Here is a 26,081-nt window from a genome sequence, read left to right as displayed (position 1 = left end):
CATCCTGCTGTGCTGAGACCAGACACTGGGCTAAGCGCTGGTGACAAGGAGATATCCATGGGTGCGTTGACAAAAGCAGAACTCGCAGAGCATTTGCATACCGAGCTTTCACTTTCCAAGCGCGAGGCGAAAGCAATGGTAGAGGCTTTTTTCGAAGAAATTCGAGCCTGCTTGCGTGAAAATGAGCAAGTAAAACTCTCCGGTTTTGGAAATTTTGATTTGCGTGACAAGCGTGAGCGCCCTGGTAGAAACCCTAAAACCGGCGAAGAAATACCTATTTCTGCTCGTCGAGTCGTGACGTTTCGCCCCGGACAGAAGCTCAAGCAGCAGGTTGAAACCTACCGTGGTGAATAGGCGCTCAGGCATATGAGTGCTGGGAGCCTGGTTAGGTAATCCCACTATTTATCATTGAAAAGGGTGCCATTGACGGCGCCCTTTTTTTATAGGCTGGCGATGGTTGCGCTGTTGTTGTGTGATGGTACTATGCACTGATGCTGTTTTTATATACAGTGTATGTATGCAATTTTTGTTATACAGCTCATTACACAGGTCACGCGTGATGTCGTTAACCATTTCTGTTCTGGGGCGAGCGGATCCGTCTGCCTTGCCGTTAGCCTTGCCACTCTTTTCCAGTGCGGTACGCGCCGGCTTCCCAAGCCCGGCGGATGATCATCTCGATACCGATCTGGACCTGCATCGTTATGTGGTCAAGCGTCCTGCTGCCACCTATTTTGTACGTGCTGAAGGCGACTCCATGGTCGGTGATGGTATCCATCACGGTGACCTGCTCGTCGTTGATCGCAGCCTGGCAGCGATGTCAGGCCGCATTATCGTTATCGCCGTTGATGGCGAGTTGACCGTCAAGCGTCTCGAATATATGGGGCAGCGTGCCTACTTGCATGCCAGCAACCCCGCTTACCAGCCGATACCCCTTGAAGGCCGTGAGTCTCATGTCTGGGGCGTGGTCACGCACGTATTGCACAGTCTGCCTGGTGCATCATCGCCATGATGGCGTTGGTGGACTGCAACAACTTCTACGTCTCCTGTGAACGGGTATTCAATCCGTCGCTGGAAGGGCGTCCTGTTGGTGTGCTTTCCAATAACGACGGCTGCATTGTGGCGCGCTCCAATGAGCTGAAGGCGTTGGGGGTGGCAATGGGTACGCCCATGCACGCCTTGCCTCCACCCATTCGCCGCCAAACGATACTGCTTTCCAGTAATTACGCGCTGTATGGTGATATGTCACGACGTGTCACCGATGTGCTCGGCGAATTCTCGCCCAATGTTGAGGTGTACTCGATTGATGAAAGTTTTGTGGGCTTTCAGGGCGAGGCGTCAGGCACATTAGAGACCCAAGGCCAGCAGTTACGTAAGACGGTGCGCCAATGGACAGGTGTGCCTGTGTCGGTAGGGCTTGCACCGACTCGGGTATTGGCGAAAGTGGCAAATCATATGGCCAAAAAGCATGCCACTTACCAGGCCAGTGGCGTTTGCTTGCTGACAGCGGATAGCGACATTACCCGCCTGCAGCTGCAGCAATTGCCGGTAACAGAACTATGGGGCGTTGCCTGGCGAACAGGTGAGCGTTTGAAACGTTTAGGGATCAAAACCGCCTGGCAGTTACGCGAAGCTGACCCCCGGCAAATACGCCAGCATTTTTCCGTTATTCAGGAGCGCATTGTTTGGGAGTTACGCGGCCAGCCAGCGATCCCATTGGATGATATGCAGATGCCCAAGCAACAGATCATGGTATCGCGCAGTTTTGGGCGGCTGACCAACGACTTTCGTGATTTGCATGAGGCGTTGCGGCATCACACCGCGCGAGCCGGAGAAAAACTGCGCCTGCAACAAAGTGTCACCAGTGCGGTGCTGGTGTTTATACGTACTAACCCATTTCGCGTGGAGTTGCCCCAGCTGCGCTGCCAGGTCGTAGTGCCGTTACATCGACCAACCGATGACAGTCGTGAGCTGATTGGCGCAGCCATCCAGGGTCTCAGGCAATTATGGCGAACCGGTTTTCAATACCATAAAGTGGGGGTGATGTTGTTGGATATTGCGCCTCGTGAGAACCGGCAACTCAGGCTGACGGAGTCAGCGCAAACGACGGCAGACGCCAGGCGCCGTGAACGGTTGATGGCGACAATGGATAAGCTTAACCGCGAGCTCGGAAAAGGCACCATACAGCTTGGCTTGCCGCGTCAGCACAACGCCTGGATGCTACGTTGTGCGCATCGTACCCCGCGTTACACTACGCACTGGAATGAATTGTTGCGTATAAGGGGGTGATGAATCATCCGTCACCCGACAGATATATTCTAAACAGACAGGAACGTCTCTATGTGGCAAAAAATGATCATCGCCGTGTTACTTCTAAGTAGCGGTCAGGCCTTTTCTCAGCCCGAGGCGAGGGAGTACCTTCAGTTAAAAGACCGGTTGGACCGCCCCGACGATGGTTACTGCCTTGATGTGGTTGGCAGTGGAAGGCATATCCGTTTAGATATGCCCCTGACGGCCCATAATTGCAAAGGCCCGCAGGTTTATGCAGACGAAGTCGTTCAGTACAGAAATGATCAAAGCCTGTATTTTCCGGCTTACGAAGGCTGTGTCACCGTGATGGGGCTAAACGATAAAGCGCTGGCTGGCAACGCCCTTATGCTTAAAGCCTGTGGCGCCGAGCAGCCTTTCCTGAACGCCAGGAACTTTCAGAAATTTGAATTCAACTCGAAAGAGCAGTTACAGCTGAAGGGCAGCCACCTGTGTATAGCGGCAGGGACAGAGTCGCATACAACATACAGCCCGGATCACAGATGGAGAAGCCTGTTAATGCTGCCTTGTGAAGAAGCCGATCCTGCGAACAGCGCTTGGCAACTGGTTCCCGCGGGGTATTAGCGTTCCCCAGTTGCCTTGCGTAAACGGTTCGCCCACTGATCAAGCCCTGCAAGCGGTGTATGATAGTGCCCACTATTACTCATTGCACTTAGACTTGGAGATGCACCGTGAACACGGAAAGTCACTCTCAGCTGGCGGCCTTTATCTGGTCGGTGGCTGATCTTTTACGCGGCGATTTCAAACAATCCCAGTATGGCCGTATCATTTTGCCGTTTACGCTGCTGCGCCGTCTGGAGTGTGTATTGGCACCCACCAAGGCTGAGGTGCTGAAAGCGACAGAAGATCACCAGAACAAGCCCGAAGCCGTGCGTGAGAAGTTGCTCCTACGCGCAGCGGATCAGCCGTTTTTCAATGCCTCACCGCTTAGCTTGGGTAGCCTTTCCGACACCCAGACCAGCGACGACTTGATGAGCTATGTGCAATCGTTCAGCCAGAGCGCTCGTGAGATCTTCGAGCACTTCGAGTTCGAGAGCTTTGTACAGCAGCTCAGCACCAATAACCTGCTCTATAAAGTAGTGCAGCAGTTTGCGGCGATCGACCTGAGCCCGGCGCGGGTAAGCAACCATGGCATGGGCGGCATTTTCGAAGAGCTGATTCGCAAATTTGCTGAAAGCTCCAACGAAACCGCCGGGGAGCACTTCACACCTCGCGACATTGTTCATCTGACCACTTCGCTTGTGCTGACCGGCCAAGATGCCAAGCTGAAAAGTGGCAGTATCGTGACCGTTTATGATCCCACCGCAGGCACCGGCGGCTTTCTTTCCGAAAGCGATGAGTATATTCAGCAAGTGAGTGGCGGCATGAGCGTGTCGCTGCACGGCCAGGAGCTTAACCCTGAGTCCTACGCCATCTGTAAGGGTGATATGTTGGTCAAGGGGCAGGAAGTCGAACGGGTCAAGCTGGGTAATACGCTCTCCGATGACCAGCTGGCCGGTGAGCGCTTTGATTATATGCTCTCCAACCCGCCGTTTGGCGTCGAGTGGAAAAAGGTGCAGAAGCAGGTCACCGATGAACATAAGTATCGCGGCTACGATGGCCGCTTCGGCCCTGGCTTGCCGCGCGTTTCTGATGGTTCCCTGCTGTTTCTGATGCACCTGGTGGCCAAAATGCGCCCACGTCAGGACGGCGGCTCGCGGATCGGTATCATCCTTAACGGTTCGCCGCTGTTTACCGGCGGTGCGGGCAGTGGCGAATCCGAGATCCGCCGCTACCTGCTGCAGCATGACCTGGTGGACGCCATTATCGGCCTGCCCACGGATATGTTCTATAACACTGGCATTGCTACTTATGTGTGGGTGCTTTCCAACGACAAGCCCGCCGAGCGCAAGGGCAAGGTGCAGCTGATCAACGCCACCGGCCGCGCCAGCAAGATGCGCAAGTCGCTGGGCAGCAAACGCCAATACATCACTGATCCTGACATTGACGATATCGTGCGGAGTTATGGTGCCTGTGAAGAAAACGACGAGAGCAAAATCTTCCCGATAGAAACCTTTGGCTATCGGCGCATCACCGTTGAGCGTCCGCTGCGTCTCAATTTCGAAGCCAGCACCGAACGTCTGGCCAAGCTGGATGACGAAAAAGCCCTCCAGAAACTCGATGATGCTGAGCAAGCCGCCCTCAAAGCCGCCTGCGAACAACTAGGCGAGCAGCACTACACCAATCGCGACGTCTTCATAAAGGCTTTGAATGCGGCGCTAAAAGCCGAAGGCCTGAAGATTGGTGCTCCGGTACAGAAGGCGATACTCAACGCGCTTTCCGAACGTGACTCGGCCGCTGATATCTGCCTGGATAAACACGGCAACCCTGAGCCGGATACCGGCCTGCGGGATAACGAGAACGTGCCCTATGGTGAGTCGATTTATGACTACTTCGAGCGCGAGGTGAAACCCCACGTACCGGATGCCTGGATCGATGAAAACAAACGTGACGAGCTGGATGGCCGCATCGGCATTGTCGGCTTCGAGATTCCTTTCAACCGCCATTTCTACCAGTTCACGCCGCCGCGCCCGCTGGAGGAAATCGACGCCGACCTCAAAGCCTGCACCGACAAGATCAAGCAGATGATCGAGGAGCTATCGGCATGACGATGAGAAAGCGCCTGAATACGCGGTTGATCTTGTGGGCATCATTCCCTACTCTTATCGGCAACAACACCCGCCAAGGCTATGCTCTCAAGAGTACCCTCAAACCGGCGGGTTACTTTTTCAGCAAGTGTTTTACGTTCACCCTGATGACACACTCGCCACGCCTCTCACGGAAGCATACTTTGGCGGGTTTTTTTGATTTCAAAAAAAATCACCCTAGAACGGCGCTGGTGAGCACTTGCCTTGCTGAAAAAAATTCTCTAATATTCATGTCAAGAAAACCCGCCAAGGCTATGCTCGCAAGAGTACCCTCAAACCGGCGGGTTACTTATTTGTGGGGTTTGAAATGAAGTTCAGCAAACCCGCCAGTACCTATGAAGAACAGCTTTCCATTCTGCGTGGTCGCGGTCTTGATGTGCATGACCCGGCTAGCGCGCTTCATTACCTACGCCACCTCAACTATTATCGGCTAACTGCTTATTGGCTTCCGTTTCAAGAGCAGTCATCACCCCGGCAGTTTCATAAGGGAACCGATTTTGAGGACGTGGTGAACCTCTATGTATTTGATCGAGAATTCCGGCTGTTACTGCTTGATGCGATTGAGCGGATAGAAGTCTCCTTTCGAACGGCCTGGGCTTACTACATGGCTCACCGCTATGGTTCTCATGCCTATCTCGATCCAGGGCTTGCAAAGCGTTCTGTCTGGCACGTTAAAAATCTCGCCAGTTTGAAAAAAGAAATCTCACGCTCTGATGAAGTATTTATCGAACATTATCAGCAGACCTACTGCGAGCCTGAAACACCTCCCGTATGGGCAGTTTGTGAAGTCATGTCGCTTGGGTTGCTGTCACGTTGGGTTAACCAGCTGCCGCCAGGAGATGTGAGTCAGATAGCATCAACCTATGGCTTGGATCAGGGTGTCATGCGTTCAACCCTTCAGCATATTACCTACGTACGCAACCTATGTGCTCATCATAGCCGCGTTTGGAATCGCCGCCTTACTGTGACCATGAAAGTGCCAAACCGTAAACCCGCTGAAGTCGCTGCGGTAGTGAACCCTGCAAGCCCGCGGAATATTTATAACACGCTCACTATGTTGGCTTATTTACTGGACAAGATCAGCCCAGGGCATACCTGGAGGCAGCGTCTTGGTAAATTACTTGCTAGTCATGATGTTGATACCCAACAGATGGGTTTTTTACCCAACTGGCAGGCTCAGCCATTCTGGGCAGATGCCTTGCAAGAAATGCAGCCAGGGAGCCATTTATGAATTACCCCGCCTATCCCGAATACAAGGACTCCGGCGTTGAGTGGCTGGGGAAAGTGCCGGTGCATTGGGAAGTTACAGCTTTGAAGCGTGGTCATGACGTTATTTTAGGAAAAATGCTACAACCTGGGCCCAAAAAGGAAAGTGACCAACTTCTTCCATATTTGCGTGCTGCTAATATACAGCCCACGGGAGTTAACCTTAAAGATGTAAGAAAAATGTGGTTCAGCCCATCCGAAGCGCGTCAGCTGGCTCTCGAGTATGGAGATTTATTGGTCAGCGAAGGAGGCGATGTTGGTCGTCCAGCACTATGGAGCAATGGCCCTGGTTATCACATTCAAAATTCAATAAATAGGGTGAGACCAAATGCTAATAATTGCTCGTCTTTCCTTTTCTATTGGATGCTCGCTATTAAGCAAAAGGGCTTCGTTGACGTGCTCTGTAACAAGTCGACTATTGCTCACTTTACTGCAGAAAAAGTAGCGTCAGTGCCTACACCTTTCCCCCCAGGCTCAGAGCAAACTCAAATCGCCACCTTCCTCGATCACGAAACCGCCCGCATTGACGCCTTGGTGGAAGAGCAGCAGCGCCTGATCACACTGCTTAAGGAGAAACGCCAGGCGGTGATTTCCCATGCCGTCACCAAAGGGCTCGATCCCGATGTGCCGATGAAGGACTCCGGGGTGGAGTGGCTGGGGGAAGTGCCTGAGCATTGGGGAGTGCAATCGATAAATCAAGTCACTCAAAAGATAACGAATGGCTATGTAGGGCCCACTAGGGACATTTTAGTTAGTGCGGGGGTCCCTTACGTACAAGCGACACATATAAAAAATGGAGTCATAAACTTTGATGGAAAATATTTTGTAACTCCCGAATGGAGTAACAAAATGAGGAAGTCAATTCTTCAGGAAGGTGATGTGTTGATTGTTCAGACAGGAGCAGGGACTGGCGACGTCGCTGTAGTTAGCTCCAGCGAGGAAGGTTATAACTGCCATGCTTTAATAATACTGCAGCCAGTTTCGGAAAAATTAGTAGGTGCATATTTGGCAAAATTCCTGCAGTCACATGTAGGTAAGTCAGTGCTTTTTTCGTTAAGAACTGGGGGGATGCACCCTCATTTAAACTGTGGCGAGGTTAAGTTTATTAAAATGCCCATACCCTCGTGTGAGGAGCAGGTCAAGATTTCAGCTTATATTAGCTCAATCTCTAGTGTTATAGATGAACTCACTGCAGAATCGAAGAAAGCTATTAAGCATCTTCAAGAACGCCGAACAGCCCTTATCTCCGCTGCGGTCACCGGCAAGATCGATGTTCGCGGCTTGCAGCCGCCGCCGGAGAAGGAATTGAGAAGCAGGGAGACAGTCGATGAAGTTTGAGACCTTTCCGGCCTGCCGTTGGGTTCAATAATATCAGTACATAAGCTTTAGCCCCGTAGCCGCCAACCGTATAAGAGCGGCATCTTGGCATGCAAAACGTATGTGTAAACTTGGTGACTCAAACCTTACATATAGATTTCATATGTAAAGTAGTCAGCCTGTATCTTTCATGGGTAAGCTCGGTTATCTCCTCAGACACTGTACCTAGCTTTATTTGATGGGTATTTGATAGAAGAGCTGTTTTTATAATTGGTTTGTTTAATTTTTATATAAAAATCATTGGCTTAAGGAATTTTTTGGCATTTTTTTCTATTTGACGGGTATTTGATTAATGACACAGGGACGCAGCATTCGGCTGTTTCTGGTGGATGGCACGCCCAATGGCTTGCTAACCGCCGAGATCATGAACTGGACGGGCCATGTACTCACCGGCCCACGCACCAAGCTAACAGAGCTGGTGCAGCGCCCCGAGTGTGGCCGTACTGGTATCTACTTTCTGGTAGGCCCTGACCTGGAAGGCAGCCCGCGCCCGCAGGTATACATCGGTGAGAGCGATGATGTCGGCACCCGCCTGAAACAACACAACCGGCCAGAAGATAAAGGCGGCAAGGATTTCTGGGAAAAGGTCTGCCTGGTCACCAGCAAGGACCAGAACCTCACCAAAGCCCACGTGAAATACCTGGAAAGCCTGTTGATTCAATCGGCAGGCGAGCTTGGCCGTTGCAAACTGGTCAACGGCACCGCCCACGACTACATCAACCTGCCGGAATCTGATCGCGCCGATATGGCGTTTTTTATCGAGCAGATTCGTACCGTGCTGCCGGTGCTGGGGCTGGATTTCTTGCGTGGACGACCGACACCATCAAGCCAATCTAGGGTAGAACCCAAGGTGCCGGAAGCATCGCCTCGCTTTGTTGCTGAAGTGCCTCGTTACGGCATTAAGGCCTATGGGCAGGAAGTAGATGGTGAATTCTACGTGCTTGAAGGCTCAACGGCGCGCGGTTCCTGGACAGGTGCTAAAGGCGGCTACCAGTCGTTATATCAGCAACTATGTGATGACCAAGTGCTCGTGGATATTGATAGCGGTTTAAAGCGCTTTACCAGCGACTATGCTTTCACAAGCCCCAGTGCTGCGGCAGCCGTTGTGTCAGGCAGAAGCTCCAACGGTAGACAACATTGGAAGCTGGAAAGCACCGGCCAAACGTATGTTGCATGGTTAGATCAAAAGGTCAGCGAGGCCGTTAAAAAACCTAACGAGACCGAGCATGGATAACCCTCAGCAGCGGGATAGTGAGATCCAACAGGCCATTGATCACTACCTTCAGGCGCGCGCGGCGATTCTGGAGCTTGGCCGTAAAGTGCCTGGGCGTATTGGCGGTAACGACAACATTATTGGCCGTATTGGTGAGTTTATCGGCCTGCGCTTTTTGGAGGCTCTTGGTCAAGAACCCGTGATGGTGCCAGGTAGCTCCAATCCAGGCTTTGACCTGGAAGAAGGAGACCAGCTCACTCAGGTCAAGGCCATTACGCACGAAAACCGGCGTGGCCGCACCGTGCGACTAACCCCTGGGTGGACGCAATTCACGTTGATAGAACTTGGCGAGCATTACATACCCGAGCGAGTTGGTTTGCTTACTTTGCCACAGCAGGAGCAAGCACTGGCAGATGGCTTTGCTAAAACCGCAACGCCGGTAGTGAGCCTAACCATGCTTGGCCCTAAGGGGCTGATAGGTACTTACGGGCGTGTGTATACTCAGAATGAACTCAGGCAATTTGGTATTTAACCACTAAGGATTTTCTATGGCGGACAGCAGGGAAGCCCAGTTCCAGCAGGACATCATCGACGCTATGGCTGCCGGTGGCTGGCAGGTGGGCACCGCCAGTGGTTATGACCGCGCCACGGCGCTGTATACCGAAGACCTGTTGGGCTACGTGCAGGACGCCTGGCCCGAGCGTTGGGAGAAGTTCTGCAAGGCCAACCCGCAAGCCTCCGAGCAGGTGTTTGTGCAGAAGGTGGTGCGCGAGCTTGAACGGGCGGGCACGTTAGACGTGCTGCGTCACGGCTTCAAGGTGCCTGGGGTAGCGTTTGATCTGTGTAGTTTCAAGCCCGACCACGCCATGAACCCGGAAGCGCTTTCCCGCTATCAGGCCAACCGCCTGCGGGTGGTGCCGGAAATCTCCTATTCACCCCATGCCAAAGAAAAGGGCAAGGGCGGGGAAAGCCCTGGTCAGAATTACAATCCACGTCTCGATCTGGTGCTGTTCGTTAATGGCATACCAACTGCCACGCTGGAGCTGAAAAGCGAGTTCAAGCAGTCGGTGGAAAACGCCAAGCGCCAGTACCGCAACGATCGCCCCCTGAAAGACTCAATCACCCGTAAGGTCGAGCCGCTGCTGGCCTTTAAACGTGGTGCCTTGGTGCATTTTGCCGTCAGCCAGGCGGAAGTGGCGATGACCACAAAACTGGCGGGCAAAGAGACGTTCTTTCTGCCGTTCAACTTGGGCACTAACGACGGCGGTGCAGGTAACCCCGCGCCAGAAGATGAGAACCACTTCGCCACCGCCTACCTGTGGGAAAAGGTATTCGCCCCGGATGCCTGGCTGAAAGTGCTGGGCCGCTTTTTGCATCTGGAGCAGAAAACCACGGAAGATTTCCACGGGCGTCGCAAGACCAAGGAAACCCTGATCTTCCCGCGTTATCACCAATGGGAAGTGGTCAACCGGTTGATTGAGACTACCCAGGACGAGGAGGGTGGCCAGCGTTATCTGGTGCAGCACAGTGCCGGTTCCGGCAAATCCAACTCCATTGCCTGGCTGGCCCACCAGCTCGCCAACCTCTACGACGAAAGCGGCCAGCACAAGCGCTTTAACTCAGTAATTGTGGTAACCGACCGCACCGTGTTGGATCGTCAGCTGCAAAGCACTATCTACCAGTTTGAGCATGCCCATGGGGTGGTGTGCCCGATTACCCGGGAAGTGGGCAACCAGAGTAAATCAGAACAGTTGGCCGAGGCGTTGGCTAGCAATACCCGCATTATTATCGTCACCATCCAGACGTTCCCGGCACTGTTTGATGCTCTTGATAAACGCCCGATGCTTGCCGAGGGCCGCTACGCCGTTATTGCTGATGAAGCGCATTCATCACAGACCGGCAGCTCGGCCACCAAGCTAAAAACCTTGTTGGCTGCTGCCGGTGAGAGCACAGGAGACGATGAAGAGGTTAACGCCGAAGTCATATTGGACGCGGCTGTCTCGTCACGTCGCCCCAATGAGCGCATCAATTATTACGCCTTTACGGCAACCCCCAAGGCCAAGACCCTGGAGCTGTTTGGCCGGATGCCAGACCCGAGCCTGCCGCCCAGCGCCGACAACAAGCCCGAGCCGTTTCACCTGTACTCTATGCGTCAGGCCATCGAAGAGGGCTTTATTCTGGATGTACTGCGCAATTACGTGACTTACGGCACCGCCTGGAAGCTAGCCCACCTAGATGATGAAGATCCAGAGGTGGATGCCAAAAAAGCCTCGCGTACGCTGGCCAAATGGGTACGCCTGCACCCTTACAACATCGCCCAGCGGGTTGAGGTGATTGTCGAGCATTTCCGCGCCAATGTGCGCCATCTACTGGATGGCCAGGCCAAAGCCATGGTAGTAACCGCCAGCCGCCAGGAGGCGGTGCGTTATCAGCTAGCCATGCGCCAGTATGTGGAAACTCAGGGCTATGGAGACGTTCACCCGTTGGTAGCGTTTTCCGGTAGTGTACCTGCGGATGAAATGATCCCTGAAGAAGTCACCGAGAAAAGCACTTTGCTTAACCCCAAAGTGTACAGGCGTGATATGGCCGAAGCGTTTGATACCGACGACTTCAATGTCATGATTGCCGCCAATAAGTACCAGACCGGCTTTGACCAGCCGAAACTGTGCGCCATGTACGTCGACAAAAAACTGCAGGGCGTGGACTGTGTGCAAACGCTTTCGCGACTCAACCGCCTGTTTCCCGGTAAGCAGACATTCATCCTCGATTTCTACAACGAGCCGCAAGATATTCTCGACGCCTTTGCGCCGTATTACCGCAAAGCAACGCTTTCCGACGTTTCCGACCCGCAGGTGGTGTATGACCTCAAGCGCACTCTGGATGCCAGCGGTATCTATCACTGGCCTGAAGTCGAAGCTTTTGCAACTGCCTTTTTTGACCCTAAGGCACCGTCATCACGCTTGAATTATCATTGCCAGCCCGCCCAGGAACGTTTTAAGAAACGTTATGAGGTCATTCTGGAACAGCAGAGCACCTGGAAAGAAGCCCGCCGACAGGCTGAGCAGCAGGGCGATGATAAAGGCATCAAGCGTGCCGAGCAGGAGCTGGAAGACGCGGGTAAAAGCCGAGATGAACTCGATCTGTTCCGCAAAAACCTGCAAAGCTTTGTGCGCACCTACGAGTTCCTGAGCCAGATCATCACCTTTGATGATACTGAATTGGAGCAGCTGTGCGTCTACGCCAGACACCTTTATCCCTTACTTCGCATCGACAGGCTATTGATTGATGACCCCATCGACGTCAGCGAGCTTGAACTGGATAGCTACCGACTGACCAAGCGCGCGGAACAGCGCCTCTCTCTGGAAGAGCAAGACGGCGATTACGGTCTGAAGCCCATTTCAGAGGTCGGCTCCGGCAAGCCTTATGATCCAGAAATCCAGCGAATTAATGAGATTATCGAACGCCTGAATGACCTCTATGGCGCTGATATCAGCGACGAAGATAAGCTGCACTTCGCCAACGGCATCGCCGACCGTATTCAACGGGATGATGCTGTGATGGCCCAGATCAACCAGCATGATGAAGCGCAGGTGATGCATGGGCTTTTTCCCAGGCGCGTCACCGATGCGATACTTGATGCTATGAACGATCATGAAAAACTCAGCATGCCGCTGCTGGAAAACGAAGAAACGGGTAGGCAGTTTGCGCTGCTGATACTCAAGTTACTGGCGGGGCGAGGCCAGTCTTCTTCTGAATCAGCGGGCAAGTATTGAAGAGCAAAGTACTGAAGAGCAAGGTACTGAAGAGCCACGCTCTACAGACGCCATGCTCGCCGCTGACTAGGAAAAACACGGCCAGAATGATTGTCTGCTAACGCCAGTCGGCTCGAAAGAATTTGAGGGTTATTCCGTGCCTAAAAAAAGGAGCGGGGCTGACGGTTTACAAAGGTCCACCAATGGTCCAAAAAACCGCGTAGAGTTTTGACATAATTTTGACAATTTTTTGACATAACAAAAAAAACCGCCGCTCGGAATGACCCGTAAGCGGCGGTTTTTCTTGATGTTTCTGGTCGGAGCGACAGGATTCGAACCTGCGACCTTTGCAACCCCATCTTGCTGGCGCTCCCTTAGGCGCAAAGGCTCCAAACGCAAAGAGTTCAAATAACATATTGATCAATAGAATCTTTTGATCGCCGTATGGTTCCATGGTTATATTAACTTTGGACACTGAAGGCGGAATATACTAGTCCAATGATGCAATGTTCGTATCATCTGGAGCCGTAACGGACGACTCGCTGAGCCGTCCATCCCTGCCATGTTCAGGCGTCTAACCAGACCTAATCATCACTGGAGGCGCATCCGAGATGACTGACTATACCCTGAAGCGGAAGATCACTGAGTCTGCAATCAAGTATGCAAGACAAAAAGGCATCCGCATCATCTACGACACTGTTACCAGTGGTTTCACCTGCACGCTTTACAACCGTAACGTCACGACCTTTTCGTTCCGCTATCGATCGAAGCTCACGGGTAAGAGACCGACGGTCAAAATTGGCCGCTATCCAACAGTCTCTCCTGATGAGGCAAGGGTGATGGCCAAGAGTATGGCGACAGGTCTTTCTCAAGGCGTTGAACCTCGATTGGTTGAAGAGGCTTCTAAGGAATCCGAACGACGCAAGGAAGAGCAACGGCGCAGAGAGGACGCTTCGATCATCCAGACGTTTTTAGAAACTGTTTACCGCCCGCATAAGGCACGTATGAAGAGAGGCCAGGAAGACCTTGACCGTATTGAACGGCACTTCAAGTCTTGGTATCGAAAACGCATGACAGAGCTAACGAAGTCTGACGTGACTCGCTGGCACCATGGGCTGGAAAAAAAGGGGCTGGCATTTCTGACTATCAAGCGGTCTTATGACGTGCTCCAGAACATGCTCAACATGGCGGCTGAAGAGAAGTTCATCTCTGAGAATCCGATAAAAGGTATTCGACTTAAAAAGCCTATTGCAGGCGATGATCATGGTATTGATATTATTCGTTCACGAAGGGCGTTGACTGACGAAGAAGTGATTGGGCTGTTTCGAGGGCTTGATGCCTATACTCAGAATCGCAAGGATATGCGCCGTCGCTCGCGCACCAAGAAGTCGAATCGGCATCTTCCCGACTGGGATCACCTCACATATGTCGATTATGTAGTTCCCGCGATTTTGGTCATCTACTACGCTGGATTTCGGCCAGGTGATGTCTACGGTCTGCGCTGGGAGAACGTCAACTTCCAGACAAAGACGATCACCAAGGTAATTGAGAAAACAGCGCATCATAGCACTCGGCCGACTAGCTTTCCGATTTCTGAACGCCTCTTGGAAGTGCTTCAGGTTTGGTGGGTCGAAAACGGTCGTTCCAATACAGGCTATGTTTTTCCATCTCCTAGGAGTGGTAGGCGACTTTCGTCCGGAGCGCTGGGCCGTCGACCGTGGCCGATCATCAAAAAGCTTGGCGGTCTTGACCCTGATCTCGATCTCTACACACTGCGCCACAACTTTGCTTCACAACTTATCATGTCCGGTGCCGATCTGATGACAGTGATGAAACTCATGGGGCACCGTGACATAGCAACCACAATCGATCACTATGGGCATTTGACAACAGAGCATCTTCGTTTGGCACTTGGTGCGCTAGACATGCCTGAGTAAAAGGAAAGTCAGAAGGGAATGGCTTAAAGTAATGCTGTCATTGGCCAAGCGAGGTTGTATGCGGGTCGTCACCTGGAATTGCCACGGCGCCTTCAGAAAAAAGTTCATGGAAATCGAGAAGCTTAATGCTGATATCTATGTGATCCAGGAGTGTGAAGACCCGAACCATGTTCGACATGAGGGTTACCGGGAATGGTCATCAGGTGGTATATGGACAGGTGTCAACCGGAATAAAGGGTTGGGCATCTTCTCACCTACACCTGAAAAGCTTGGCTATTTGAGTTGGCCAGCGAGCATCTACGAGCTCTTCCTGCCGTGCTCTTTTGAAAATCAGTTTAACGTGCTTGGTGTTTGGACGAAGCAAGCGAATTCACCGAACTTTGCCTACATCGGACAACTCTGGCGTTATCTGCAAGATAATTGGCCACGCTTTGTTGAGTCACCCTTGATAATCGCTGGAGACTTCAATAGCAATTCTCGATGGGATGAGTGGGATCGCTGGTGGAATCATTCCGATGTAGTGAACCAGCTAGCGTCATTGGGTATTGAAAGCCTGTATCATCATTGGACAGGGGAGGCGCAAGGAAAAGAGGCTCAGCCAACATTTTTCATGCATCGCCGTGTCAGTCGCCCGTATCACATCGATTACCTCTTTGCCTCGCAGTCACTGCTTGCACGTCTAGTCGACTTCAAGGTTCATGATGATCCCGCTTGGCTGGAGCTAAGTGACCACCTGCCAATATCGCTCGATCTTCGACTGTAGTGGAGTTAGTGTTTTAGCAGAGAAGTTAGCGTGGCAGAAAGCAAAAAGCCCTCCGTATATGGCAGCTAAGCCATGTTGAGAGGGCCTTCTTAGTGGACCAGCACTGGACTTTTGGTTTCCGTTTAATCTGCTAATGGAAAAACCGAAGTGCTAACCCTTTGAATTTCTGGTCGGAGCGACAGGATTCGAACCTGCGACCTTTGCAACCCCATTGCAACGCGCTACCAAGCTGCGCCACGCTCCGATGCCTGTTTTGACGCGTTTATAAGCGCCTCAAGACGGTGCGTATACTAGCGTTTCAGACGTTAAAATGAAAGTTCTTTTGTGACTTTTTTCAAATGCTTGACGTTTTAGGCAGCGCCATTCCGGGTGAAAACCTGGTATTGGCAGTCGTTAAAGACATAAACGCCATCAGGGTGGGGTGAATGCTGCGTGGATAGCGCGTAAAATGGCGGACTTTTGCACTTCAACTGGACCAATACGTGATCGCAACCGCCAATATCACCATGCAGTTTGGGGCTAAGCCTCTGTTTGAAAACGTTTCTGTCAAATTCGGTAACGGTAATCGCTACGGCCTGATCGGCGCCAACGGCTGTGGCAAATCGACCTTTATGAAGATTCTGGGCGGCGACCTTGAGCCTTCTTCTGGGCAGGTGATGGTGGATTCCAGCACTCGGCTGGGTAAGTTGCGACAGGACCAGTTCGCCTTTGAAAATGAGCGTGTCATTGACACGGTGATTATGGGCAACACCGAACTCTGGCAAGTGGCAGCAGAGCGCGAACGCATTTATTCGCTGGCCGAAATGAGTGAGGAAGATGGTATGGCAGTGGCGGACCTGGAGGTTCGCTTTGCGGAACTTGATGGCTATACCGCCGAGCCGAGAGCAGGGGAGTTATTGCTGGGCCTGGGGATTCCCATTGAGCAGCATTTTGGCCCCATGAGTGAGGTGTCACCGGGTTGGAAGTTGCGGGTGTTACTGGCCCAGGCGCTGTTTTCTGACCCTGATGTACTGCTGCTGGATGAGCCGACCAACCATCTGGATATCAATACGATCCGCTGGCTGGAAGACATGCTGAAAGCGCGCAGCAGTACCATGATTATCATTTCTCACGACCGCCATTTTCTTAATAGCGTGTGTACCCACATGGCGGATCTGGACTATGGCGAGATTACGCTGTTCCCTGGCAACTATGATGACTATATGACGGCAGCCACTGCCGTACGCGAGCGTCAGCAATCGGATAATGCCAAGAAAAAAGCGCAGATTGCCGAATTGCAGCAGTTTGTCAGCCGTTTCTCTGCCAACGCTTCAAAAGCCAAGCAGGCGACATCACGTGCGCGCCAGATTGATAAGATCAAGCTGGAAGATATCAAGCCTTCCAGCCGCGTCAGCCCGTTTATTCGCTTCGATCAAAACAAGAAAATTCATCGTAATGCAGTGAATGTGAAAAATATTACCAAGGGCTATGATGCATTGCCTTTGTTTGAGCGGCTTTCCATGACCGTGGAAGCGGGTGAGCGTATTGCGATTATTGGCCCTAATGGCGTTGGTAAAACCACGCTACTGAAAACACTGGCGGGAGAGCTTCACCCCGATTCAGGGGAAGTCCAATGGACAGATAGTGCCGAACTTGGTGTCTTTGCCCAGGAACACGGTGATGATTTTGCCGTCGATGCCACCCTGTTTGAATGGATGTCGCAGTGGACTCAGGGCGGTGAGCAGATCGTGCGTGGCGCACTGGGCCGTATGCTGTTTTCCAGCGATGATATTGATAAGTCGGTTAAGGTCATCTCAGGGGGTGAGCAGGGGCGCATGCTATTCGGCAAGCTTACGCTCACTCAGCCTAATGTGTTGTTGATGGATGAACCAACCAACCACCTGGATATGGAATCTATCGAGTCGCTCAACCTGGCGCTGGAAAACTATCCAGGCACGCTGATTTTTGTCAGCCATGACCGTGAATTTGTGTCATCGCTGGCGACGCGCGTGCTCGATATGAGCGATGACGGCGTCGTCGATTTCAGTGGTAGCTACGATGACTACCTGCGCAGCCAAGGGGTTATCTGAACGTTTATATAAGATAGCCCCAGGCAGAAGCGTCATGGGCGGGATGTTGTCGAACCGCCCTGAGTGTACGCCTGATCGCCATGAAAAAGTCATCAAGCCTGGCAACCGCCCTCCGGTGCCGGGCGTTGCTGCTTAAGGTGACACCTTTCCACGTAATGCCTTGGTTTTACCTTTGCGGGTTTTATTATCCACCCGTTTACGCTTGGCTGACCGGGTGGGTCGAGTCGGACGGCGAGCACGCTGCTGTTTGGTAGCTTCGTGTATCAGTTCTGCCAGCCTTGCCAGTGCGTCTTCACGGTTCTTTTCCTGGGTGCGAAAGCGCTGGGCCTTGATAATGATCACGCCATCCTGAGTAATACGCTGATCATTGAATGCCAGCAGCCGCTCTTTATAAAAAGGCGGCAGGGTGGAATGCTGGATATCAAAGCGCAGATGGATGGCGGAGGCCACCTTGTTGACGTTTTGGCCTCCTGCACCTTGAGAACGAATGGGATGTAGTTCAATTTCCCATTCGGCAAGTGTCACTGTGTTGGATAATCGCAGCATGGGACTCCTTGGTTATAAATCAATACGCGCCCGTTAACTTAATGCCGGTGGCCGAAAATCTGATTAACCGAGTACATAACAGGGCGTATAGGGTTGTCCATCAAGCTTCATCCGGCCTTGGGCAACAAAAGAGGTCAGCAGGGCATCAAGACGCCGCATCAGTTCTGGTTCTGCCTGGAGTTGGAAGGGGCCATGGGCTTCGATGGCACGAATCCCCTGTTCCTTTACGTTACCCGCGACGATACCGGAAAATGCACGCCGCAGGTTGGCCGCAAGCTCGTGGGTCGGCTGTTCGCGGTCAAGCTTCAAGCTCTGCATGGCGGTGTGAGTGGGCTCAAACGTGGCCTGAAAATCACGTGCAATGGTTAAGCGCCAGTTGTAATAAAAGGCATCCTGATGATGACGACGAAACTCGGCGACTTCATCAATGTCGCGTCGCATCTTACGTGCTACCTCAACCGGGTCGCCGGTAATGATGGTGTAATATTGGCGTACGTCTTCACCGAGCGTGTAAACAAGAAACTCATCAATTTTGGTGAAGTAGTCTGCTGAGTCGGCAGGGCCTGTGAAAATCAATGGGAAAGGGGTTTCTTTATTGTCGGGATGCAGCAAAATGCCGAGAAGATAAAGAATTTCTTCAGCGGTACCGACGCCGCCAGGGAACACAATAATGCCGTGGCCCAAACGTACGAAGGCTTCCAGACGCTTTTCAATATCAGGCATCACTACCAGTTCATTGACGATCGGATTTGGCGCTTCCGCAGCGATAATGCCGGGTTCTGAAATGCCCAGATAGCGGCTGTCAAGGCGACGCTGCTTGGCGTGAGCCACATTGGCACCTTTCATTGGTCCCTTCATGGCGCCAGGACCGCAGCCAGTGCATATGTCGAGATCCCGAAGGCCCAGGTGATAGCCCACATCCTTGGTGTACTCGTATTCCTCACGCGAGATTGAGTGACCGCCCCAGCAAACCACCAGGCTTGGATCACGGCCCGGCTTTAACGTGCCCGCTTTGCGCAGAATATGAAAAACGGCGTTGGTGGTGCCTTCACCCGTTGTCAGGTCAAAGCGGTGATGTTGCTGAATTTCGTTATAAACGTAGACGATATCGCGAATGACAGCGGAAAGGTGCTCACGAATACCGCGGATCATGCGGCCGTCCACAAACGCTTCCGCCGGGGCGTTGGTCAGTTTGAGCCGAATGCCGCGGTCCTGCTGCAACACCTCGATATCAAAATCCTTGTAGGCTTCCATCAATGCCAGGCTGTCGTCTGTCGGGCTGCCGCAGCTCAGCACGGCCAGGGCGCAACGGCGTAACAGGTCATGAAGCCCCGTTTGCGAGGTGCGGTGTAGCCGGTTGACTTCATGCTGAGAGAGGACTTCCAGGCTGCCTTCCGGGGAGATGATACTCGACAGCGTGGGTCGTGGCTGAAGGGGGCTGCTCATAGGTCAGGTTCCATCTAGTAAGCGTGAAGTCTTGTGATGTTGGCAACGAAATATGTCGGCTAAGCAAATAATCGTAGGCGATTTATATGGCCAATGTTAGACGGCAATATTACCACGTCACCATGACGCTGGCAGCGCACTGAGGCAAGGGGGTTAATATGTTAGAATAATAGCCCCAAAGGTTGAAATAACTCGAAAAATTGCCTGCACCGCGTTTTTTGGGTTCGATTCGTTACACAGTGGCTCCTTGCTATGTTTAATGCACAATATTTTCGTACTTACATCACGTTGGTGGAAACCGGCAGTTTTACGCGCACAGCGCAACGTCTTGAAATGACGCAGCCAGGCGTTAGTCAGCACATTCGTAAGTTGGAAACCTATCTGGGCAAGGTGTTGATCGAGCGTCAGGGCCGCCGGATTGTATTGACGGAAGCCGGGCGGCGCGCTTATGACTATGCCTTGAAGCTGTTTGCCGAGCATGAGCAATTTCGTCATGGGCTTGATGATGACCAGTTGGATTCAGGCGAGTGTCGTATTGCATCACCGGGTAGCGTGGGGTTGATGCTTTACCCCTACATCCTGGGTCAGCAGCAGATGCAGCCTAACCTGACCGTTAATTACAGCTTTGCCTTTAATCATGAAATCGTCGCGGACCTTTTGAATGGCCGTTACGATATCGGGATCGTGACGGAAGCGGTCAAACACCCTGATTTACAGTGTGTTATCTGGCATCAGGAGCCATTGTGCCTGGTGGTGCCCGCTGATTTTGCAGGTAGCACATTAAGTGACCTGATGGGGATTGGGTTTATTAATTATTATGATGGCATCAATCATGCCAACGCTCTGTTAAAAGCCAACTACGCCGATGACTTTCGCTCCATGACCCATTTCCGGCATCAAGGGTTTACCAATGAGGTCAGCATGGTGCTGGATGCTGTGGCACGAGGGCTGGGGTTTACGGTGGTATCGCGCCTGGTGTTGGAAACCTCCCCCTGGCAGCGTCAAGTGAAAGAGTTGATCGTGGCCAATGGCGTGGACGAGGTGCTTTATCTTGTTCACCGCGCTGGCGTTCCTTTGCCTAAACGCTATGAAAAGCTGCTGAATGGGTTCAAGGAGCAGCGTATTCCTGAAAAAACGCCCTCGCTGCCTTTGGCATAGAGGGCGTATGATCCGCTAAACTAATTAGCTAAACAGTACCGTTGCTGATTAGCTAGACAGTCGCGTTTATTCAGGCGGGATCGCGGTACTCATCAATGCTTGGGCACGTGCAGATCAGCTGCCGGTCACCAAAAACATTGTCCACACGATTGACGGTAGGCCAGTATTTCGATGCTTTCACCGCGTCGGTGGGGAAAGCACCAATTTCACGCGAGTAGGCGCGCTGCCAGTCAGCGTCCATGATATCCGCCATGGTATGCGGCGCATTGACCAGCGGGTTATCTTCCAGCGACCATTCGCCACGCTCAACCTGAGCAATCTCCTCACGAATCGCAATCATCGCATCGCAGAAACGATCGATTTCATACAGTGATTCTGATTCCGTCGGCTCAATCATCAAGGTGCCTGGCACCGGGAAAGACATGGTAGGCGCGTGGAATCCATAATCCATCAGGCGCTTGGCGATGTCTTCCTCGCTGATGCCGGAGGCAGCCTTGAGTGGCCGAATATCAATGATGCATTCATGCGCCACCGAGCCGTTTTCTCCGCGATACAGCACCGGGTAGCTGTCTTCCAGGCGTTTGGCGATGTAATTGGCATTCAGAATGGCCAGTTCGGTTGCTTCGCGCAGGCCACGAGCGCCCATCATTTTGATATAAGCCCATGAAATCGGGAGGATCGAAGCGCTACCGAACGCCGCAGCAGCCACGGCGCCGCTGTTTTTGTCGATACCTTCGAACGGTGTGACGACGTGGTTGGCCACATAAGGTGCCAGATGCGCCTTGACGCCGATTGGCCCCATGCCAGGGCCACCGCCGCCATGGGGAATGCAGAACGTCTTGTGCAGGTTGAGGTGGGAAACGTCGCCACCGAAATCCCCCGGCCGGGTAATGCCTACCTGAGCGTTCATGTTGGCGCCATCGACATACACCTGACCGCCATGCTGATGAACCACCTCACATACCGCTCGTACATGGGATTCAAACACGCCATGGGTAGACGGGTAGGTGATCATGATAGCGGAAAGCGTGTCATGATATTTTTCCGCTTTCTGGGTCAGGTCATTGAGATCAACATTCCCCTCATCATCACATTCGACAACGACGACCTTCATGCCCAGCATGGCAGCGGACGCCGGATTGGTGCCGTGAGCTGAGCTGGGGATCAGGCAGACATTGCGATGGGCTTCACCCTCTGCGGCCTGGTAACGACGAATGGCAAGCAGTCCAGCATATTCACCCTGAGCCCCGGAGTTAGGCTGCATGGAAATATGATCGTAGCCTGTGATCTCAACCAGAAACGCGGCCAGTTCATCGATCATCTGATGATAACCCGCCACCTGTTCACGTGGTGCAAAGGGGTGAAGGTTGGCAAAGGCTGGCCAGGAGACGGGAATCATCTCGCTGGTGGCGTTGAGCTTCATGGTACAGGAGCCCAGCGGAATCATTGCATGGGCAAGGGAGAGGTCCTTGTTCTCCAGGCGTTTCAGGTAGCGCAGCATCTCGGTTTCGCTACGGTAACGCTTGAAGGTCGGGTGGGTCAGGAAGTCGCTTTCCCGCTGGCAATCGGTAGGGATGCCGCTGATGGATTGTGTGACGACCTGTTCATCAAGGACGGGAATGGCAAGCTGATGTTCGTCACCCAGAATAACGTCCAGCAGCATTGCCACATCATGGGCGGTGGTGGTTTCGTCCAGGCTGATGCCGACGTCACCGTTGTCAAAGTAACGCAGATTGACGTCATGCGTCATGGCGCGGCCATGGATCTTGCCTTTATCAACGCCACTGAGGCGCAGGGTGTCGAACCAGCTGTCATTGGCAAGGGTAATGCCGGATTGGCGCAACCCAAGGGCGAGTATGCTGGTCAAGCGCTGAACGCGGTTAGCAATGGTGCGTAGCCCATCGGCGCCATGGTAGGTGGCGTAAAAACCGGCGATATTCGCCAGTAGTGCCTGAGCGGTACAGATGTTCGACGTCGCTTTTTCGCGGCGAATATGCTGCTCGCGGGTTTGCATTGCCATGCGCAGCGCGGTTTTTCCACGACTGTCTTTCGAGACGCCAATGATACGCCCGGGAATGGAGCGCTTGAGCTTGTCTGACGTGGCAAAGAAAGCAGCGTGCGGGCCACCGAATCCCATGGGTACGCCAAAACGCTGAGAACTGCCGACGACAATGTCAGCGCCCAGTTGGCCGGGTTCCTTGAGGAGAACCAGACTCAGAAGGTCGGTCGCGATACAGACCATCATGTGCTGTTGATGAGCCGAGTTGATCAGCTCGCTCAAGTCGCGAACCTGGCCCGTTTCACCCGGGTACTGAAGCAGCGCGCCAAAGGCATCGTGCTCGCTCAAGGTGTCAGCTGGGGCGACAATCAGCTCAAAGCCGAAATATTCTGCACGGGTCTTGAGCACATCCAGGGTTTGTGGGAAGACATCATCGGCAACGAAAAAGACGTTGGACTTGCTCTTTTTATTGGCGCGTTTACATAGCGCCATGGCTTCGGCGGCGGCGGTGGCTTCATCCAATAAAGAAGCATTGGCAAGTTCCATGCCGGTGAGGTCCATCACAACCTGCTGGAAATTGAGCAGACCTTCCAGCCGTCCTTGAGAGATTTCCGGTTGATAAGGTGTGTACGCCGTATACCAGCCAGGGTTTTCCAGCACGTTGCGCTGAATCACCGCCGGCATAAGCGTGCCGTAATAGCCTTGGCCAATATAGTTTTTGGCAACGCGATTCTGGCGTGCAAGCTGTGCGAGGTAATCGAGTGCTTCCGCTTCACTGCGAGGTTCGTCCAGGTTCAGCTCACGGCCCAGACGAATATCATCCGGCACGGTTTGCTGGATCAAATCTGCCATGGAGGAGACGCCAAGGGCCGTCAGCATTCGTTTGCTGTCGGTAGCGTCAGCACCATTGTGGCGTTTGATGAAGGCGTCGTGGTTGGCCAGTTCCGCCAGCTTGCGTGCCGCAAAAGGCCGCGTTTCGGTAGACTCTGTAGACATTGTGCGATATCCAGACGTTAAAGAAGACCAGGCAGTAACTAAAACTGCCCGCAGGGTGTAAGCGGGCAGTGGGAAGCGTGTCGGACTAGGGTTTAGTCGTCAGCATCAATGGAAGCTTTGTAAGCCTCGGCATTGAGCAGGTCATCAATGCTGCCGTCCAGGCGGACCTTCATGATCCAGCCATCTTCATAAGCCGATTCGTTAACAGTTTCGGGAGCATCCTCCAGGTTTTCGTTGACTTCGATCACGTCGCCACTCACCGGTGCGTAGAGATCAGAAGCCGCCTTGACAGATTCAATGACGCCGAACTCGTCGCCTTTGTTCAGCTTCTGGCCGACGTCAGGCAGTTCAACAAACACAACGTCACCCAATGCCTCCTGGGCATGGTCGGTAATACCGATTGTGACGGTGCCGTCCTGATTATCCAGCACCCACTCATGGCTGGGAGCGTAATGAAGATTCGCGGGAACTTGGCTCATGCTATTTTCCTATATAAAACGTGGATCATAAACGGATGTGGAGGTACGAAGCACATACTCCGTCGCAGGTTCAATGCTCTGAAACTCTGAAAGAGTGGCGTCCTCACGATTGGACACATGTTACCGTGTTTCCAAAAGGAAACAAATTTCTTGTTAACACTTTGCACGGCACGCGTCTTGTTTTAGTTTATAGCAGTGGGTATTGCTGGTTCTGACGGAAAGTTTAGTCAGTTTTTCTGGCAATGCTTGCAATGAAGCTATCCACTAACCATAAAAAAACTGTTTTGCGATGAAAACCGGGCTTGATAACGTGCCTTTTTACGCAACGGCAAGTAGGCTTGAAGCGTCGTTCGAGCGTTGAGATCTGCTGATGACAGTGCATGTGTCGACGCTAGAATAACGCGGGTAGCTGATGGCGACCCGATGTTGCCAAATAGCTTTTTCGCTGCGTATTAATGCCGTCATATAACACTAACGATTGTATCAGAGCTGAGCATCTCAGGGCTGCCTGCGTCAGGTCTGCTGTCAGCCACGGTACAAATCAATCGCAAAAGGTATCAGGAGAAGAGTAATGGAGACGTTGACCAACATTTTTGGGTCAATCAACGGGGTCGTTTGGGGGCCCTTGATGCTGATTTTGCTACTAGGGGTAGGGATCTACCTGCAAATTGGCTTGAAACTGATGCCGATAAGAAAGCTTGGCATGGGTTTCAAGCTAATGTGGCAGGGTCGTGACGCGAAAAAAACGCCTGATGGTAAAGCCAAAACCGACGATGATGGTGAAATTTCACCGTTCAATGCCTTGATGACGGCACTTTCTGCCACCATCGGTACCGGTAATATCGCCGGTGTCGCCACCGCTATCGCGTTAGGCGGGCCGGGTGCCGTTTTCTGGATGTGGATTACTGCCCTGGTGGGGATGGCGACCAAGTTTGCCGAAGCCGTTCTTGCAGTACGCTTTCGTGAAACTGATAGCACCGGATTTCACATTGGTGGGCCGATGTACTACATCAAGAATGGCCTGGGGCGTAAATGGTTGTGGCTAGGGGGAGCCTTTGCTTTCTTTGGTGCGGTCGCCGCCTTTGGTATCGGCAATACCGTTCAGTCGAACTCTGTGGCGGATGCCATGAATTCGACCTTTGGTATTCCCGCTTGGCTGACCGGTGTGGTGATCATGGTGCTTTCCGGCGCGGTGATTCTTGGGGGCATCAAGCGTATTGGTAAAGTCGCCGGTAAGCTTGTGCCGGTCATGGGGATTGCTTACGTCATCGCGGGCATTATTGTGCTGATCATCAATGCCAGCGAGATTGGCGAAGCCTTCAGCCTGATCTTTTATTATGCCTTTAATCCGCATGCGGCCATGGGCGGTTTTGCTGGCGCTGCGGTGATGGCGGCAATCCGTTTTGGTGTGGCACGCGGTATCTTCTCAAACGAAGCGGGCTTGGGCAGTGCGCCAATTGCCCACGCGGCAGCAAAAACCAAAAATCCGGTTCGCCAGGGCATGGTAGCGATGCTGGGTACCTTCATTGACACCATCGTGGTGTGCACGATTACCGCGCTTGTCATCCTGACCTCGACTGTCTGGATCGATGGTGAAGTAGGGGCGTCATTGACCGCCTTGTCGTTTGATGCGGCCTTGCCGGGATGGGGGAATCCAATCGTTTCCATCGCGCTGGCGGTGTTTGCGTTCACGACCATTATTGGTTGGTCTTTCTACGGGGAAAAATGCTTCCAGTTCCTGTTCGGTACACGGTCTATCATGCTTTATCGCGTGTTGTTCGTGCTGGCGATCCCGCTGGGCGCCATGGCGAATCTGGGCTTTATCTGGCTGATGGCGGATACCTTCAACGCGATGATGGCGATCCCCAACCTGATCGCTCTGGCGCTGCTGTCACCGGTGGTCTTCAAACTGACCAAAGACTACTTCGACGGCAAGGATGTCTTGCCGGGTGAAGAACTGGACCACGATAAGACCTCGTAAATCCAGCTCCAGCTGTCTATAACGAACTGTCTACAAAGAACTGTCTGTAACGAACTGTCTACGTACGAGCAACCAGGAATGCAGTGC

20 protein-coding genes and 1 tRNA gene are annotated in these 26,081 nt (G+C 52.7%); 16 read left to right on the top strand and 5 right to left on the bottom strand.

The window, feature by feature from the left end; genetic code table 11:
* Positions 1–57: 57 nt before the first annotated feature.
* The 13 genes from ACU6TU_RS10080 (at position 58) to ACU6TU_RS10020 (ending at position 15,320) form a co-directional block, all read left to right on the top strand.
* Positions 58–354: an integration host factor subunit alpha gene (locus ACU6TU_RS10080; RefSeq protein WP_447141303.1), complete on the top strand. Its 297-nt coding sequence runs from the start codon at positions 58–60 to the stop codon at positions 352–354.
* A gap of 205 nt (positions 355–559) precedes the next feature.
* Positions 560–1,009 (top strand): LexA family protein, encoded by a 450-nt coding sequence (locus ACU6TU_RS10075; RefSeq protein ID WP_447141302.1) that lies wholly within the window; start codon positions 560–562, stop codon positions 1,007–1,009.
* Positions 1,006–2,286: a Y-family DNA polymerase gene (locus ACU6TU_RS10070; RefSeq protein ID WP_447141301.1), complete on the top strand. Its 1,281-nt coding sequence runs from the start codon at positions 1,006–1,008 to the stop codon at positions 2,284–2,286. The genes ACU6TU_RS10075 and ACU6TU_RS10070 overlap by 4 nt, the downstream gene beginning before the upstream one ends.
* 51 nt (positions 2,287–2,337) lie before the next feature.
* Entirely contained in the window at positions 2,338–2,889 is a 552-nt protein-coding gene (locus ACU6TU_RS10065; RefSeq protein ID WP_447141300.1) for a hypothetical protein, read from the top strand.
* A gap of 107 nt (positions 2,890–2,996) precedes the next feature.
* Positions 2,997–4,973 (top strand): type I restriction-modification system subunit M, encoded by a 1,977-nt coding sequence (locus ACU6TU_RS10060; RefSeq protein WP_447141299.1) that lies wholly within the window; start codon positions 2,997–2,999, stop codon positions 4,971–4,973.
* A complete protein-coding gene (locus ACU6TU_RS10055) occupies positions 4,970–5,323 on the top strand; it encodes a hypothetical protein (protein ID WP_447141298.1) in 354 nt (117 codons plus the stop codon). The genes ACU6TU_RS10060 and ACU6TU_RS10055 overlap by 4 nt, the downstream gene beginning before the upstream one ends.
* Positions 5,320–6,243, top strand: a complete 924-nt coding sequence (locus ACU6TU_RS10050; protein ID WP_447141297.1) for an Abi family protein — start codon at positions 5,320–5,322, stop codon at positions 6,241–6,243. Before ACU6TU_RS10055 ends, ACU6TU_RS10050 begins: the two co-directional genes overlap by 4 nt.
* A complete protein-coding gene (locus ACU6TU_RS10045; protein WP_447141296.1) occupies positions 6,240–7,616 on the top strand; it encodes a restriction endonuclease subunit S in 1,377 nt (458 codons plus the stop codon). Before ACU6TU_RS10050 ends, ACU6TU_RS10045 begins: the two co-directional genes overlap by 4 nt.
* Before the next feature lie 331 nt (positions 7,617–7,947).
* A complete protein-coding gene (locus ACU6TU_RS10040) occupies positions 7,948–8,889 on the top strand; it encodes a GIY-YIG nuclease family protein (protein ID WP_447141295.1) in 942 nt (313 codons plus the stop codon).
* Positions 8,882–9,400, top strand: a complete 519-nt coding sequence (locus ACU6TU_RS10035; protein ID WP_447141294.1) for a hypothetical protein — start codon at positions 8,882–8,884, stop codon at positions 9,398–9,400. Before ACU6TU_RS10040 ends, ACU6TU_RS10035 begins: the two co-directional genes overlap by 8 nt.
* A 16-nt stretch (positions 9,401–9,416) precedes the next feature.
* A complete protein-coding gene (locus tag ACU6TU_RS10030; protein ID WP_447141293.1) occupies positions 9,417–12,641 on the top strand; it encodes a type I restriction endonuclease subunit R in 3,225 nt (1,074 codons plus the stop codon).
* Positions 12,642–13,231: 590 nt separating this feature from the next.
* The gene (locus tag ACU6TU_RS10025) at positions 13,232–14,557 is read left to right on the top strand and encodes a tyrosine-type recombinase/integrase (RefSeq protein WP_447141292.1); all 1,326 of its coding nucleotides are present in this window, start codon (positions 13,232–13,234) and stop codon (positions 14,555–14,557) included.
* Positions 14,558–14,615: 58 nt separating this feature from the next.
* On the top strand, positions 14,616–15,320 hold the full coding sequence (locus ACU6TU_RS10020) for an endonuclease/exonuclease/phosphatase family protein (protein WP_447141291.1): 705 nt from the start codon (positions 14,616–14,618) through the stop codon (positions 15,318–15,320).
* 167 nt (positions 15,321–15,487) lie between these two features.
* On the opposite strand, the gene ACU6TU_RS10015 is transcribed toward ACU6TU_RS10020, so the two are convergent.
* Positions 15,488–15,564 (bottom strand) — tRNA-Pro (locus ACU6TU_RS10015).
* Positions 15,565–15,802: 238 nt separating this feature from the next.
* On the opposite strand from ACU6TU_RS10015, the gene ACU6TU_RS10010 reads away from it, so the two are divergent.
* The gene (locus tag ACU6TU_RS10010; RefSeq protein WP_447141290.1) at positions 15,803–17,389 is read left to right on the top strand and encodes an ABC-F family ATPase; all 1,587 of its coding nucleotides are present in this window, start codon (positions 15,803–15,805) and stop codon (positions 17,387–17,389) included.
* Positions 17,390–17,521: 132 nt separating this feature from the next.
* Here the strand turns inward: ACU6TU_RS10010 and arfB are convergent, their stop codons facing one another.
* Together arfB and ppnN are read right to left on the bottom strand one after the other, a co-directional pair.
* A complete protein-coding gene (gene arfB / locus ACU6TU_RS10005) occupies positions 17,522–17,935 on the bottom strand; it encodes an alternative ribosome rescue aminoacyl-tRNA hydrolase ArfB (RefSeq protein ID WP_447141289.1) in 414 nt (137 codons plus the stop codon).
* A 63-nt stretch (positions 17,936–17,998) separates the two neighbouring features.
* The gene (gene ppnN / locus ACU6TU_RS10000; RefSeq protein ID WP_447141288.1) at positions 17,999–19,381 is read right to left on the bottom strand and encodes a nucleotide 5'-monophosphate nucleosidase PpnN; all 1,383 of its coding nucleotides are present in this window, start codon (positions 19,379–19,381) and stop codon (positions 17,999–18,001) included.
* Between the two features lie 252 nt (positions 19,382–19,633).
* Here ppnN and ACU6TU_RS09995 point away from each other — a divergent pair, with 252 nt between their 5' ends.
* Positions 19,634–20,539 carry a LysR family transcriptional regulator gene (locus ACU6TU_RS09995; RefSeq protein ID WP_447141287.1) on the top strand — a complete coding sequence of 302 codons (906 nt, stop codon included), beginning with the start codon at positions 19,634–19,636 and terminating at the stop codon, positions 20,537–20,539.
* Between the two features lie 70 nt (positions 20,540–20,609).
* Here the strand turns inward: ACU6TU_RS09995 and gcvP are convergent, their stop codons facing one another.
* Both gcvP and gcvH read right to left on the bottom strand, forming a co-directional pair.
* Positions 20,610–23,534, bottom strand: a complete 2,925-nt coding sequence (gene gcvP / locus ACU6TU_RS09990; RefSeq protein ID WP_447141286.1) for an aminomethyl-transferring glycine dehydrogenase — start codon at positions 23,532–23,534, stop codon at positions 20,610–20,612.
* Positions 23,535–23,626: 92 nt separating this feature from the next.
* On the bottom strand, positions 23,627–24,013 hold the full coding sequence (gcvH, locus tag ACU6TU_RS09985) for a glycine cleavage system protein GcvH (RefSeq protein ID WP_447141285.1): 387 nt from the start codon (positions 24,011–24,013) through the stop codon (positions 23,627–23,629).
* Positions 24,014–24,584: 571 nt separating this feature from the next.
* Here gcvH and ACU6TU_RS09980 point away from each other — a divergent pair.
* Positions 24,585–25,994, top strand: a complete 1,410-nt coding sequence (locus tag ACU6TU_RS09980) for an alanine/glycine:cation symporter family protein (protein ID WP_447141284.1) — start codon at positions 24,585–24,587, stop codon at positions 25,992–25,994.
* The last annotated feature ends 87 nt before the right edge of the window (positions 25,995–26,081 follow it).

The sequence above is a fragment of the Halomonas sp. LS-001 genome, assembly GCF_052983955.1.
Note: the sequence above shows the minus strand (reverse complement) of the source record. Positions and strands in the feature narration are given on the sequence as shown.